The following is a 15,132-nucleotide window of genomic DNA, read 5'->3' on the forward strand; positions in this document are numbered from 1 at the left end:
ATTTTTTGACATCCACCCCGCCGTAGAACGGCGAGGATTCCCAAACCTCACGATTTAGGTTTCTGCTTCTGTCCCTTACGGGGTTTCGCACCTGCCTTAACAGATTTACTCTGTTCGGGTCTTACGGTCGCTCCACAGACTAACACGGCAAGCCCTGCCGCCAAAATATTCTTTGCCGCGTTGATGTCTCGGTCATGGTGCGTCTCGCAATTAGGACAATCCCATTCCCGGATATTCAACGGCATCTTGTTAACGATGTGTCCGCAATTGCCACACCGTTTTGAACTCGGAAACCCTCGGTCAATCTTAATTAAAGTACGACCGTACCAATCGCACTTGTAATCAAGTTGTCTGACTAATTCCCCCCAACTTGCATCACTTATAGCTACAGCAAGTTTCCGGTTTTTAATCATATTCTTCACAGCTAAGTCTTCTACGGCGATGGTTTGGTTTTCACGCACCAACCGCGTTGTTAACTTGTGAAGATTATCTTTTCTTGCATCAGCAATTTCTTGATGTACTTTCGCTACGAAGAGTCGTGCTTTGTGACGGTTGTTTGACCCTTTCTGTTTCCGGCTTAAAGCTTTCTGCGCTCTTCTAAGTTTGCGATATTTTGCCTTGAATCCTTTGGGATTGGCAATCTTTTCACCGTTGCTCAAAGCGAGTAAACTTGTAATGCCCAAGTCAATACCAACTTGACTGCCTGACTGAGGTAATGCTTCAATTTCAACATTCACCAACAGGGAAACTGACCACCTACCAGATGGTGAAAGCTTCACCGTAATGGTTGATGGTCGGCAACCGACAGGTAGCATCCGGCTCCAACGAATTGGCAACGGGTCGGCACACTTTGCTAAGTAAACTTGTCCATCCTTAAACTTGAAAGCAGATTTGGTAAACTCTGCGCTACCACCATTGCGTTTTTTCTTGAAGTTGGGATATTTCGCCCGCCCATCAAAAAAATTGGTGTAAGCCGTTTGTAAATGCCGCAAGCCTTGCTGTAACGGTACGCAGCTAACTTCATTGAGAAAATCTAACTCTTCTGTTTTCTTCCATTCGGTTAGCATTGAAGAGGTTTCAGCATACCCTACCCGTTTTTGGTCTTTGTACAATGCCTCGGTTCTTACGGCTAACGCACGGTTGTATACTAAACGAGCGCAACCCATTGTCCGTCGCAACAAACTCTCTTGTTCCGGAGTTGGGTAGAATCGATAGCTGAAGGCTTTGAGCGTCATGCTCACAGTCTAACACTTCGATTGTGATATCGATGCTCGACTCAATGTAAAATCTTTGTAAAGCCGTCCTAGAAGGACGGGGTTTCAAACCCAAATTTCTGATGACAGATTTAATTAATGCCGTCTTGACGGGTGATGTTGCGGCTGTAGAAAGTGCGATCGAACAGCGTGCAGATATCAATGCCAAAGATGAGCAAGGTGAGACGGCTTTGACGGCTGCGGCTGAGGCTGGCAATTCTGCGATCGTCAAAAAATTGCTGGCTGCAGGTGCGGAGGCAAACAGTCAGGATAATGACGGGTGGACGCCGTTAATGAGTGCCGCTGCTGCCGGGCATAGCGAGATTGTACAGCTTTTGCTGGAGGCGGGAGCGGATGTGAATGCTAAAACTAATTTTGGTTTGACCGCTTTGATGAGTGCTGCAGGCAGCGGGCGCACTCAAGTTGTGGAAATTTTAATCGATAAAGGAGCTGATATCAAAGCTAAGGATAATAATACTTGGACTGCGTTAATTTGGGCGTCTTCGGAAGGCCACAAAGATGCGGTTGAGGTTTTGAAGCTAGCGCGCGATCGCCATTAAAGACTTAGCAACCGGGTTTATTCGAGAAACCCGGTTTCTGGATGATACAATTAATCAATAAATTTGCCATTTTTCTATCATGGTACTATTCGATCGAGAAATGCGTTTGCCAACTAGCGCCGAACTTCCTTCTTCGGATGATACTCCTGTGGATAACGAAAATCAAAACTTCCTTCCCAACTTATTGTTATTCTTGCTGAAATTTCACTGGCGGCAGCGGAACGACTGGTTTTTTGCGGTGGATATGGGAGTTTATCACACCACGGGAGTAAGTCATCTGGTTCCAATTGTTCCTGACGGCTTCTTGAGTTTGGGTGTCGAAAGATTCAAAGGCGATACTTTGCGCCTCAGTTACGTCCTGTGGGAAGAAAATAATATTCCCCCGATTTTTGCCCTAGAGATTGTTTCTCAAACTTACGGCGGTGAATACGATAAAAAAATTGATATTTATGCGCGGTTGGGCGTGCTGTACTATGTGATTTACAATCCTTACTACTGGCGGCGAGACCAACATCAACCGTTTGAAGTTTATCGTTTGGTAAATGGTGAGTACGAACAGCAAATTGGTGAACCTTTCTGGATGCCGGAAGTGGGTTTAGGAATTGGTCGAGGTCGGTACAGCGATGGGGAACGACAGTTGGAGGTTTTGTACTGGTTTGACGAACGAGGTAGTAGGTATTTGACGGCTGAAGACACTGCGGATCGAGCACAACAAAGAGCCGAGGAATCAGAACAAAGAGCCCAGGAAATACAACAGCAGCTTGCCAGATACCGCGATCGCTTTGGTGATTTGCCGGAATAGGAAAGTGCGATCGCCCTTTTTGCGAATGTGCGATCGCGCTCCCCAGCAGCAATCAGGCAAATCCTGAATACCTTCGAGATTTCTACCCAACTAAAAATCTAAAAACAGTAGATTCTGGTAATACATTCAAACTGAGATTTCCGCCGCCTTCAATAACAGCAATTGTATCAAATGGAGTGGTTGAGGGAACGGAAATTCCATTCTGAACGAGGGGTTCCTCCTTCCTTTGGATAGCTAAATCTCGATTATTGTTGATGGGAAATACCAATAATTGATCTGAGGAACTCACATTTACCTGGATGCTATCCTGACCTTGGGTAAAGTTCCGAATTGTAGCAAAACCCGGCCCGACGTAGAACCTTGCTAGAGGGGATTGCAGATTACGGGATAATGGTTGATAGTCGCCCAACACAAATTTATCACTACCGATACCGCCAATGAGAGTATCAAATTCATTGCTGCCATCAGTTTCATACACTCGGGCGCCGTCAAAACGTTCTACACCTACATTAACTCCAATTAATTCGGCATTCCCTACGCCGGAACCAGTTATAATGTCATTGCCGGAAGTTCCAACAAAAGTTCCAGAGCGGCTGGGCTCGTTTTTCCCGAACTTGAAGTAGTGTTCGCGACCAGTTTTCAAGGCTCCAGAGTTGACAAACGGCACAATATCGGGGTTTTTCTTTAAGTATTCCGGTTCAAAAAATGAAGTCCCAGAAAGACCTTCTTTTTTTCCGAATTGAATAAAGTGCTGGTAGCCTGATTTGAAAGTTCCGTTCTGAATAAACGGCAGCAAATATCGGCTATTTGCTAGATAATACTTTTCGTCATACTCAGGCGATACGCGAGTGCGACCTTCTTCGTAGCCGTATTGAATAAAGTGGTCTAGCCCGGTTGCAAAAGGGGCGTTTGGGTTGTTGGGGGTGCGGACTAAGGCAGCGATGTCTGGGTTGCCAGCGAGGTAAGTAGCTTCATCAAAATACCGCGATACTTTGGTTAAGCCGGCGGCTTGACCAAATTTTTCAAAGTGTTCTAGTCCAGATTTGATGACTCCTGCATCAATGGCTGGTTTCACCCAAGGATATTGCGAAAGGTAGTATTGTTCGTCAAAGATATCGTAATTCATCGTTGTTCCTTGAAGAGAGTAAGCTGCGATCGGACATCTTGCACCATTTGCACGAACAACCTTTCAGACCTGCTAAGCTAAAGTTCAATTTTATTGTGGGGTTGGCCCAAGAGTCATCCCCTAAAAGGCTGATTGATTCTTGTGCAAGATGTCTAGCCGAGGAAAGTGATAACTGCTGGAGGATTAAAGGAATTTATTATCCCACTTTCTTGCAGATTTAGATTTGCTCTCCCCTGAATTATGGCAATTGTATCTCCAGATTTTTAAATTAATAAGTCTCCCCATGATGGACTAAGGCAAACCCTGAATAGCTGCGAGATTTTTAGCCAAGGAAAGATTTAAAACCACTAGGTAATGCCTCTGGTAATATATTCAAACTGAGATTGCCGCCGCCTTCAATAACAGCGATCGTATCAGAGGGAGTGGTTTCGGTAACTCCATTGTTAACGACGAGGAAGCCCTTCTGTTGAATAGCTAAATCTCGATTATTGTTGATGGGAAATACCAATAATCGATCTGAGGAAATCGCTAGCTCGATGATATCCTGACCTTGCGTAAAGTTCCGAATTGTAGCAAAACCCGGCCCGATGTACAACTGGTCAAAGGAAATCATCGGTCTACCACTTCCTATACCGACAGATATACTCCTCAACTCGAATGTATCGCGGCCGCTACCGCCAGTTAGAGTATCGAATTCATTGCTGCCGTCACTTCCATAAGATGGCCTGGGGAAGGGAACGCCATTAATTCTTGTAACATCACTTAGTTCAACTCCTATTAATACGGTATCCCCCACCCCTAAACCAGTGAGGATGTCATTGCCGGAAGTTCCGACAAAAGTAGCAGACCGGTTTGGCTCGTTTTTCCCGAAATTGAAGTAGTGTTCGCGACCAGTTTTCAAGGCTCCCGATTCGACAACCCGCCGAACATCGGGGTTGCTTTCTAAGTATCGTGTTTCCAAAAATGAAGTCCCAAACTCACCCTCTTTGAGGCCGAATTGAATGAAATGCTGGTAGCCGTTTTTAAAGGTTCCATTCTGAATAAACGGCTGCAACTGCTGATTATTGGCGAGATAAAACGCTTCGTCATACTCAGGCGATACGCGAGTGCGACCTTCTTCGTAACCGTATTGGATAAAGTGGTCTAGTCCGGTAGCAAAAGGCGCGTTTGGGTTGACTGTGCGGACAAAGGGTTTAAGGTCTGGATTTCCCTCAAGGTAAGTATCTTCGTCAAAATACCGCGATATTTTTGTGAGGCCGGCGGCTTGACCAAATTTTTCAAAGTGTTCTCTTCCAGATTTGATGATTCCTGCATCAATGGCTGGTTTCAGCCACGGATATGAGGCAAGGTAGTATTGTTCGTCGAAGATATCGTAATTCATTGTTGCTTTTTTAAGAATGTAAAGTGCGATCGTACTTTTTTATAGAAGAATCGCCCACCTCAATAAAAAGTCATTAATCATCAGCCTGAGCTAATGACTAATGACTAATGACTAATGACTAATGACTAATGACCAATGACTAATGACTAATGACTATCCAATCAAGAAAGTACCGTTACCGTTAGATTCTTGGAAAGTCAAACCCAAGCTTGATCCTCCTTCAATCACGCCGAGCACATCTCCAAAACGCTGGATTGACAAATTGTTGCCAACCGGAGTCAGGCTGTAGCCGTTTAAAGAAGTTCCTTGCAGTTGGATAAAGTCGTTTTCTATGTCGAAGTTGCGAATCGTAGCTTGACCGTTACCCAAATACAGCGGTGTCGGGGTGACATTCCCCGCTGTAGCAGGAACTCCGAGTACGAACGTATCAGCTCCTGGGGCACCAATCAGGACATCGAATTCATTGGTCCCAAAGCTTTCATACTGCCGGTTGCGGCCCGGATCGATACCTACTTCCACTCCCACCAGTTCGACATCGCCCACGCCCACACCAGTTAAAACATCGTTGCTACGGGTGCCGACAAAAGTCGCGTCGCGGGCAGGCTCAAATTGCCCGAAATTGAAAAAGTGTTCCCTGCCTGTTTTCAAGTTTCCAGAGTTGACAAACGGTACGATGTCGGGGTTTTCTTTTAAGTATTCCGGTTCAAAAAATGAAGTTCCAAAACGGCCTTCTTTGGCCCCAAATTGAACGAAATGCTGGTACCCTGATTTGAAAGTTCCGTTCTGAATAAACGGCTGGAGTTCAGAGTTGTTTGCTAAATAAAAGCTTTCGTTGTACTCAGGCGATACTTGGGTGCGGCGCTGTCCTTCATCGTAACCGAACTGGATAAAGTGGTCGAGTCCGGTCGCAAAAGGCGCGTTTGGGTTGACTGTGCGGACGAAAGGTGCGAGATCTGGATTCCCAGCAAGGTAAGCATTTTCGTCAAAATAACGCGATACTTTAGTTAGACCGCCTTCTCGCCCGAATTTTTCAAAGTGTTCTCTTCCGGATTGGATGACTCCGGCATCAATGGCTGGTTTGACCCAAGGATATGAGGCGAGGTAGAATTGTTCGTCAAAAATTGCGTAGTTAGCCATGTTTACCCCCTAAGGTTTTGATGAGTTTGATCGTGAATACCCCTTAGCTTTCCATGAACTCGATCGCCAATCAGGAACTTAGATACAACAGACGTTATGAAATGGTTTTAAGTTCCTGGCAACATATCAATTTTGGTGAATCAGCAATTATCCGAAGGCTACATTCTGCCTTCACAAATTATGCCTTTTTTCCATCAGTTAATTGCTCGATCGCAAGTTCGATCTATTCTACAAAACTTGGCACTTTTTTCAGGATTTCTTTCTCAATGGTTGGTTAATTTTTAATTATTTTTATCAAACAAATTAATCTTATACATATAAAATAAAATTTGTCAAGTAAAATTTTGTAAATAAAATCTGGAGTATTTGCTCAAGGAATTTATAAAAAAATGTAACGAAAAATTGCCATAAATTTGTCGAATTGTGTCATATGCAGGCTCAAATCGCCTAATGGCAAGCATTTTCTGGTAAAAATGCTTATGGGATAAAAAAATTCCCGATTCCCGAAAACAGCATCTTAAAGGAGCCTAACCGGATGTTTACTCACGTCAAGCCCACCATTCGCCACGTCGTGCCGGAAAACTTGCAGGGGCGATCGCTCATGAAGGTGGTCTATGTCGTACTAGAACCGCAGTATCAAAGCGCCCTGTCGGCAGCGGTTCGATCGATAAACAAGAAAAATCCGAATTTGGCAATAGAAATCAGCGGCTACCTGATCGAGGAACTCCGCAGCCCGGAAAATTACGAAGCCTTCAAGCGGGATGTGGCGGATGCCAATGTATTTATTGCTTCTCTAATTTTCATCGAAGATTTGGCAGAAAAAGTGGTAGCGGCGGTGGAACCGCTGCGCGACAGCTTGGATGTCGCCGTCGTCTTCCCGTCGATGCCAGGGGTGATGCGGCTAAATAAAATGGGCAGTTTCTCGATGGCACAGTTGGGACAAAGCAAAAGTGCGATCGGCGAATTCATGAAAAAACGGAAGGAAAAATCCGGGAGTTCCTTCCAAGACGGAATGCTGAAACTGCTGCAAACTTTGCCGAAAGTGCTGAAATATTTGCCCATTGACAAAGCCCAAGACGCGCGCAACTTCATGCTGAGTTTCCAGTATTGGCTGGGCGGTTCCCAAGAAAACTTGGAAAACTTCTTGCTGATGCTGTCACATAAATATGTGTTCAAAGGCCAGGAACAGCTAACTTTTCAAGAGCCCGTTGTCTACCCGGATATGGGAATTTGGCATCCTTTGGCACCGGCGATGTTTGAGGATGTAAAAGGATACCTCACCTGGTACAACGCCCGCAAAGATATTTCCGCAGACCTCAAAGACCCCCTGGCACCTTGCATCGGCTTGGTGTTGCAGCGGACTCACTTAGTCACGGGAGATGACGCGCACTATGTAGCAATGGTGCAGGAATTGGAGGCAATGGGGGCGCGGGTGGTGCCGATTTTTGCCGGCGGTTTGGACTTCTCGAAACCAGTCGAAACTTTTTTCTTGGAAGTTGGGACCAAAGGTGTGGCAGCGCTGCCTATAGTTGATGCGGTGGTTTCTCTGACTGGTTTTGCGCTGGTGGGCGGCCCGGCGAAACAAGATCACCCGAAGGCGATCGAGACTTTGAAAAAATTAAATTGCCCTTACATGGTGGCTTTGCCGCTGGTTTTCCAAACGACGGAAGAGTGGGAAAATAGCGATTTAGGCTTGCACCCGATTCAAGTTGCTTTGCAAATTGCCATTCCCGAGTTGGATGGCGCGATCGAACCGATTATTTTGTCGGGAAGAGATGGCGCAACTGGCAAGGCGATCGCCCTGCAAGACCGGATCGAAGCAATTTCCCAGCGCGCTATGAAGTGGGCAATGCTGCGCCGCAAACCAAAATTAGATAAAAAAGTTGCGATCACAGTTTTCAGTTTCCCGCCGGACAAAGGCAACGTCGGAACTGCCGCGTATCTGGATGTTTTCGGCTCGATTTACCAAGTATTGAAAGCCTTAAAAGGCAACGGTTACGACTTGCCAGAACTGCCGGATTCCGCAGAAAAACTGATGCAAGAAGTCATCCACGACGCAACAGCCCAATACCAAAGTCCCGAATTAAATGTTGCTTACCGGATGTCGGTAGCTGAATACGAAGAATTCACTCCTTACTCGGAACGCTTGCAAGAAAATTGGGGTCCGCCTCCGGGACATTTGAACAGCGACGGACAAAATTTGCTGATTTTCGGCAAACATTTCGGCAATGTGTTTATCGGAGTGCAACCTACTTTTGGATACGAAGGCGATCCGATGCGGTTGTTATTCTCTCGTTCCGCCAGCCCGCACCACGGTTTTGCTGCTTACTATACATATTTGGAGCGCATTTGGGGTGCGGATGCGGTGCTGCACTTTGGCACTCACGGTTCGCTAGAATTCATGCCCGGTAAGCAGATGGGAATGTCTGGGGAATGTTATCCCGACAGTTTGATCGGCAAAATTCCCAATATCTATTATTACGCTGCCAACAATCCCAGCGAGGCAACAATTGCTAAGCGCCGCAGTTATGCTGAAACAATCAGCTATCTGACTCCTCCGGCGGAAAATGCTGGTTTGTACAAAGGTTTGCAGGAACTCAGCGAGTTAATTGCTTCTTATCAAACTTTGAAAGAGACTGGGCGCGGTGTGCCGATTGTTGATGCGATCGTCGAAAAATGCCGTTTGGTGAATTTGGACAAGGATATCGCCCTACCTCCGGAACAAGAAAGAGGGGTTGCTGCGGGAATGACTGCCGAGGAACGGGACAATTTAGTTGGCTTGGTTTACCGCAAGTTGATGGAAATTGAGTCGCGGTTGTTACCTTGCGGTTTGCACGTTATCGGTAAGCCGCCGACTGCGGAAGAGGCGATCGCAACTTTGGTGAATATCGCCAATTTAGACCGCGAAGAAGACGGGCTGATTAGCTTGCCGCGGATTATCGCTAACAGTCTCGGACGCGATATCGGCGAAATTTACACCAACAGCGACAAAGGCATTTTAACTGATGTCGAATTGCTGCAAAACATCACCTTGGCCTGTCGGGATGCCGTTGGCGCTTTAGTGAAGGAACAAACCGACGCTGAGGGTAGAGTTTCCCTTGTTTCTAAGTTGAATTTCTTCAACATGGGCAAGAAAACACCTTGGCTTGAAGCTTTGCACGCCGCCGGTTACAAAAAAATCGATCCAGAACCGATTAAACCGCTGTTTGAGTATCTGGAATTCTGCTTGCAGCAAGTTTGTGCCGACAACGAATTAGGCGCTTTGTTGCGCGCCTTAGAAGGCGAGTATGTTCTGCCTGGCCCCGGTGGCGATCCGATTCGCAACCCGGATGTTTTGCCGACTGGCAAGAATATGCACGCTTTGGACCCGCAGTCAATCCCTACAACGGGGGCGGTTAAGTCTGCTAAGGTTGTAGTCGATCGGCTGTTAGAAAGACAGCGCGTTGATAACGGCGGAAATTACCCAGAAACGATCGCCGTTGTGTTGTGGGGAACCGACAACATCAAGACATACGGCGAATCCCTCGCCCAAGTAATGTGGATGGTGGGAGTGAAGCCAGTTCCCGACGCTTTGGGCCGGGTAAACAAACTCGAATTGCTTTCTTTAGAAGAGTTGGGACGCCCTCGGATCGACGTAGTAATTAACTGTTCCGGCGTATTCCGCGACTTGTTCATCAACCAAATGAATTTGTTAGATAAAGCCGTGAAAATGGCAGCGGAAGCCGACGAACCCTTAGAAATGAACTTCGTCCGCAAACACGCATTGAAGCAAGCGGAAGAAATGGGAATCAACCTGCGGCAAGCAGCAACCCGGGTATTTTCCAATGCCTCTGGTTCCTATTCATCTAACATCAACTTGGCGGTGGAAAACAGCACTTGGGAAAGCGAAGCCGAGTTGCAGGAAATGTACTTAACTCGCAAATCCTTCGCCTTTTCTTCCGACAATCCCGGAACAATGGAACAAGACCGGAAGATTTTTGAATCATCCTTGAAAACTGCGGAAGTCACCTTCCAGAACTTGGATTCTGCCGAGATTTCCCTAACCGACGTGTCGCACTATTTCGACTCCGATCCGACTAAATTGATCGGCAGTTTGCGCGCAGATGGGAAGAAACCGACATCCTTTGTTGCTGATACAACGACAGCCAACGCGCAGGTGCGGACGCTATCAGAAACCGTGCGTTTAGATTCGCGGACTAAGCTGCTGAATCCGAAGTGGTACGAGGGGATGTTGTCCCACGGCTATGAAGGCGTGCGGGAGATTTCTAAGCGTCTGGTGAATACGACTGGATGGAGTGCGACTGCGGGCGCTGTGGATAATTGGGTGTATGAGGATGTCAACACTACGTTTATCCAAGATGAGGAGATGCAGAAGCGTTTGCTTAACTTAAATCCTCATTCGTTCCGCAAGATAGTCAGCACTTTGCTTGAGGTGAATGGCCGGGGTTATTGGGAGACTTCGGAGAACAATTTGGATCGTCTGCGTGAACTTTATCAGGAGGTGGAAGACCGGATTGAGGGGGTAGAATAAACCTCCGAATTTCGGACGATAGCCTTTAATATGTAGGGACACAGCAATGCTGTGTCCTTATATTTTTGCGAGGGTTTTGATGAGTAGGAAGCGATCGCCCTCGCAACTCACTCAATATGCTACAATCCCCAATAAAGGTCGTTTAGCTACGATAAAATACCGCTATGACTACCCTCACCCTCAACCTCAATCCAATTATTAAGCTGACAGACGAGCAGTTTTTTCAACTCTGTCAGGAGAATGAAAATATTAGACTGGAACGCACAGCCAAAGGAGAATTAATTATCATGTCACCAGCAGGAGGAGAAACTAGCAGCAGCAATGCAGGATTAACTGCACAGATTTGGATTTGGAATCAGCAAAATAGACTGGGTAAAGTTTTTGATTCCTCTGGCGGTTTTAAACTTCCCAATGGGGCCGATCGCTCTCCTGACGCTTCTTGGGTAAAATTAGAACGCTGGAATGCACTAACCCCCGAACAACAAAAGAAATTTCCCCCCCTTTGTCCTGATTTTGTCGTTGAGTTAATGTCTCCCAGCGATAGTTTGAAAGAAACTCAGGATAAGATGAAAGAATATCGAGATAACGGTGCTGTTTTAGGTTGGTTAATTAATCGCAAGTCGCGGCAAGTAGAAATTTACCGTCTGAATCAAGAAGTTGAAGTGCTAGAATCTCCAGCCGCTGTATCAGGTGAAGATGTTCTCCCCGGATTTATTTTGAATCTTGAGTCGATTTGGTAAAGTACGCGCGTGCGAAGCTATCCCGCAGGGAATCGCACCTGTCCAATGTTTAAGAGAGTAAAATAGAGTTATAGTTCTCGTGGAGTATTTGCAATGGTTCAAACCCTGGCGTACAGTAAAGAAGAGCTTGCAGGTTCTCACCTGGTTTTACATGATATCAGTTGGGAAACCTACGAACACTTGTTAGAAATATTTGCGGAACGTTCAACGCCGCGCATGACTTACTATCAAGGAACGTTAGAGCTTATGATACCTTTAGCAGAACATGAAAGGTATAGCTGGACTCTCGGACGACTAATTGTAGCACTTTCTGAGGAAATTGGGATTGAAATTCGCGGTTTAAAATCATCTACTTGGCGTTCGGAACCGAAAAAAGCTGGCAACGAAGCTGATGAATGTTTTTATATCCAAAATGAAGCTTTAATGCGGGGAAAGTTAACTATCGATCTCAAAAATGACCCGCCGCCAGACTTAGCTGTAGAAATGGATTTGACTAGCTCATCTATCAATAAAATGGCGGTTTATGCGGAACTTAAAGTGCCGGAGGTTTGGATTTGGAAGCAGGGGAAACTAATAATTAACATTTTAAATGATACGGGTTATGTCGAGTCCGAAACCAGTTTGGCATTTGGCTCGTTTCCTGTCAAAGAACTGGCACAGTTTATGAACCTAGACTCAGAAAAGGGAGAGAATGCGAGAATTAGAGAGTTTAGAGAGTGGGTGCGATCGCACTTAAATTAAATCGGGGTTTGTTACCTCGACATCTTGCACCATTTTTAATAACCTGTAGGGGCGGGTTCGCCAATAGCCTGAAAGCTTGCAGACAGATTAAATAAACCCGCCCTCCCCCACGAATAACCCTGTCTGGTAAAATAAAGACGGCGGTTGAAACCGCTTCTACACCAACAAAGTCCGGATGGTGCGCGGACTAAGAATACTTAGTTTTTACATACTGTTTCACCACTGAATTCAAACTAAACAAAGTTATCTGTTCCCGTTCTACAGCATCCAATAAAAAGCGATTTCCAAGAGATCGCACTGCATTGACTATTTCTGACGGCGAAAATGGTATTTTGTTGAAGATTTGCGACACAGCAACGGGTTCAGGTTGATTAGCCAGGTGAGTCATCACTGCCAATTCTGGCTGTGTCAAACGCCCAAAAGGTTGAGATAACTGAGATTGCAACCCTTCATCTAAAATCGGCATCTCGCAGTGCAAAAACTCAGAAACTCTGCCGCCAAACAACTCTTGAATCAGCGTTGCAGTCAACTCCAACCACAGAGGATTTCCTTGATAAATATCAATCAATGTTTCCCATGTTTCCTCATCGGATAACTTTTGTGAGTTCAAAATATCTTTAGCTGCGACTCCTAAACTTCCCAATACAAAACATCGCACGGGATGATTATCTTTTGATAATCTGGCAATTTCTCTGGGTTTTTCCCAACTATTCAATATCAAACAACTTTGATGACAAACTTCGGCAATAAGTTTAAAAAATAACTGATAATCTTCATATCCAGTTTTATATTGTCCCGCTAGTTGTCCGCTGCCCAAAAGCATCTGCACGTCATCGAGGACAATCAGACATCGGTTTTTTCGCAGGTAATCGAGGATTTGGGCAATTTTGCTTTCGATGTTTTGGGGAATTTCGGATGGTTGGGAAAAGATTTGCAGCAGGTTGGTGAGGGTTGCGTCTAGGGTGGGGGAAAAGCGGAGGCTGCGATAAGCTGTGTTGCATCTAGATTGCCTATGGTATTAGAGAGGGAGAGGGGGTGAAGGGGAGAGGGGGAGAGGATTTGACGATTTTTGATCGGGACTCGAAATATACAATTTAAATGCACAACAGCTTAGATGACGTAATCGAATTGGGTTTTGATGCGATCGATTAGGCCCAGGGAGAGGGTTGTTTTGCCGATGCCGCTGATTCCCAGGAGTGCGATGAGGCGAGTGCGATCCTGTGTTATCCAGTTTTCGACGGTGGAGAGTTCGGAAGTGCGATCGAAAAAGGTGAATATTTCCGGTGCGTCGCCTAAGTCAATTTGGGGTTGTTTAGAAGTTGGTTGGGAGTTTTGGGGTTCTGTTGGACTTCTCGCCCTTTCTTGACAAATGTTGAGGTTGTTAATCGCTACATAATCTCTACCTACTCTACCGATAGCTGATGAAAAGTTATCAAATTTCGCTTTTTCTAATATTGCTCTAAAATTTCTTTTAGTAATATCTTCTCCCAATCCCTCTGAGAATATTTGCCATAATTCCGAACCGATATCCCTGGTATGACCTTCACTGGAATGAGTCGCTTCAGCAATTTCTGGGTATGTTCGACCTTGGAATGTCCCTTCAAGGATAGCTTTTTGCAGATAGTCTATATGTTCTCCCGTCTTGGCGAAGATTAGCTCGTCTGCGAGTTTTAATACTTCTGCGATTTCCATAGGTCTGTCGTGTGCGGGGATTTGTCGTATTATATCCGATATTTCCGACATTTCCGACAAGATTCCGACATTTCCGACAAGATTCCGACATTTGCGATCGGATTGTCTGGGGAAAGTGCCGATGTTTCCGACTGACTGAGCTTAAGTTTGGTTATAAAATATACTTTAATGACCGTAGTTGCTCTACGCAAAAGTAATCCTTAACTTTCTCGAAAAATTCACAAAGTATCATGACTGATACAACAGGCATAAATTTTATTCAAGCTCTTGAAAGAATGTTGGCGAATACTAAAAACAAACGCCTGGTATTTTTTGTAGTAGGTCGTACAGGATGGGGAAAGTCTAGCACTGTAAACTCATTAGTAGGTAAAGAAGTATCTAAAGTTAATGACTATGAGCCGGAAACAGCAGATGTTGTTGGATTTGATTTTAAGATAAATGGGGTTAAAGCTACTGTTTTTGACACTCCTGGTCTGTGCGATGGAAGTGGAAACGATCAAAGATATATAGATCTCATTCGTTCAAAAGTTCCCGCTCCTGACTCTATGTTGTATGTTACCAGACTAGATGAAACAAGATCGGAAAACGATCGGCGAGCGATCAAAATTATTTCAGACGCTTTGGGTCCGATAGTTTGGCAATATGCTGTTATTGTTTTTACTTTTGCAAATAACATTAAGCCCTCGCAATATCAAGACCAATTGCTCAGAAAAAAACAAATTATTCTACAAGCCATAGCAAAGGAAATAGGTAATGATAATATGTCCTACCGGATTCCAGTAATTGCAATAGACAATAAAAGCACAACTACACCTGACGGTAAAGAATGGCTGGGAAATCTTTTTACAGCCATAGTAGAGCGAGTATCTAAAGAAGGGACTATTGCGCTCCTAGCTATGTTAACCGAACATATAACAAGTCGAGCTAATCTTAACACCAAACAAAAAGAAATTATTAGGAGAAAATTTGTAGATGCAGTTCTTCAGTCAGGAGGAGCTGCTATGGGAATTGGAATGACGGTTGCCGGATTTCTAAATGTTCCAATAATAATAGGTTTTTCAGGAGGTGGAATAGTAGGAACGCTCATAGCAGGTATCCGCTCAATAAATCGGGGTAACAGCAAAAAAGAAGGTTCACAATCTAGGCACAGCATGGTAGAATATAAAGCA

Annotated in this window: 12 protein-coding genes; 6 read left to right on the forward strand and 6 right to left on the reverse strand. The window is 45.2% G+C overall.

What is annotated here, in order from left to right; all coding sequences use genetic code 11:
- Positions 1 to 47 precede the first annotated feature (47 nt).
- Entirely contained in the window at positions 48 to 1,235 is a 1,188-nt protein-coding gene (locus QUB61_RS10165) for an RNA-guided endonuclease TnpB family protein (protein WP_333123331.1), read from the reverse strand.
- 101 nt (positions 1,236 to 1,336) lie between these two features.
- Between QUB61_RS10165 and QUB61_RS10170 the strand changes: the two genes are divergently transcribed.
- Both QUB61_RS10170 and QUB61_RS10175 read left to right on the forward strand, forming a co-directional pair.
- Positions 1,337 to 1,813, forward strand: a complete 477-nt coding sequence (locus QUB61_RS10170; RefSeq protein ID WP_333123333.1) for an ankyrin repeat domain-containing protein — start codon at positions 1,337 to 1,339, stop codon at positions 1,811 to 1,813.
- Positions 1,814 to 1,892: 79 nt separating this feature from the next.
- Positions 1,893 to 2,615, forward strand: coding sequence for a Uma2 family endonuclease (locus QUB61_RS10175; protein WP_333123335.1), 723 nt, complete (start codon positions 1,893 to 1,895; stop codon positions 2,613 to 2,615).
- A gap of 82 nt (positions 2,616 to 2,697) precedes the next feature.
- Here QUB61_RS10175 and QUB61_RS10180 read toward each other — a convergent pair whose 3' ends face one another.
- From QUB61_RS10180 to QUB61_RS10190, 3 genes are all read right to left on the reverse strand, one after another.
- On the reverse strand, positions 2,698 to 3,741 hold the full coding sequence (locus tag QUB61_RS10180) for a calcium-binding protein (RefSeq protein WP_333123337.1): 1,044 nt from the start codon (positions 3,739 to 3,741) through the stop codon (positions 2,698 to 2,700).
- Between the two features lie 322 nt (positions 3,742 to 4,063).
- Positions 4,064 to 5,122 carry a calcium-binding protein gene (locus QUB61_RS10185; RefSeq protein WP_333123339.1) on the reverse strand — a complete coding sequence of 353 codons (1,059 nt, stop codon included), beginning with the start codon at positions 5,120 to 5,122 and terminating at the stop codon, positions 4,064 to 4,066.
- A gap of 153 nt (positions 5,123 to 5,275) precedes the next feature.
- Positions 5,276 to 6,259: a calcium-binding protein gene (locus QUB61_RS10190; protein WP_333123341.1), complete on the reverse strand. Its 984-nt coding sequence runs from the start codon at positions 6,257 to 6,259 to the stop codon at positions 5,276 to 5,278.
- Positions 6,260 to 6,794: 535 nt separating this feature from the next.
- Between QUB61_RS10190 and QUB61_RS10195 the strand changes: the two genes are divergently transcribed.
- The 3 genes from QUB61_RS10195 to QUB61_RS10205 all read left to right on the forward strand — a co-directional run bounded on the left by QUB61_RS10195 (position 6,795) and on the right by QUB61_RS10205 (position 12,271).
- Positions 6,795 to 10,790, forward strand: a complete 3,996-nt coding sequence (locus QUB61_RS10195) for a magnesium chelatase subunit H (protein ID WP_333123344.1) — start codon at positions 6,795 to 6,797, stop codon at positions 10,788 to 10,790.
- Positions 10,791 to 10,954: 164 nt separating this feature from the next.
- The gene (locus tag QUB61_RS10200) at positions 10,955 to 11,530 is read left to right on the forward strand and encodes a Uma2 family endonuclease (RefSeq protein WP_333123348.1); all 576 of its coding nucleotides are present in this window, start codon (positions 10,955 to 10,957) and stop codon (positions 11,528 to 11,530) included.
- Positions 11,531 to 11,623: 93 nt separating this feature from the next.
- Complete coding sequence (locus tag QUB61_RS10205; RefSeq protein WP_333123352.1) at positions 11,624 to 12,271, forward strand: Uma2 family endonuclease; 648 nt, start codon at positions 11,624 to 11,626, stop codon at positions 12,269 to 12,271.
- 187 nt (positions 12,272 to 12,458) lie between these two features.
- Here the strand turns inward: QUB61_RS10205 and QUB61_RS10210 are convergent, their stop codons facing one another.
- Both QUB61_RS10210 and QUB61_RS10215 read right to left on the reverse strand, forming a co-directional pair.
- Complete coding sequence (locus QUB61_RS10210) at positions 12,459 to 13,094, reverse strand: hypothetical protein (protein WP_333123355.1); 636 nt, start codon at positions 13,092 to 13,094, stop codon at positions 12,459 to 12,461.
- Positions 13,095 to 13,381: 287 nt separating this feature from the next.
- The gene (locus QUB61_RS10215; protein ID WP_333123359.1) at positions 13,382 to 13,963 is read right to left on the reverse strand and encodes a hypothetical protein; all 582 of its coding nucleotides are present in this window, start codon (positions 13,961 to 13,963) and stop codon (positions 13,382 to 13,384) included.
- 230 nt (positions 13,964 to 14,193) lie between these two features.
- Between QUB61_RS10215 and QUB61_RS10220 the strand changes: the two genes are divergently transcribed.
- The coding region (locus QUB61_RS10220; RefSeq protein WP_333123362.1) for a GTPase at positions 14,194 to 15,132 on the forward strand (939 nt) is incomplete at its 3' end.

This window comes from Microcoleus sp. C2D2, from assembly GCF_036702495.1.
Classification (GTDB): Bacteria; Cyanobacteriota; Cyanobacteriia; order Cyanobacteriales; family Microcoleaceae; genus Microcoleus.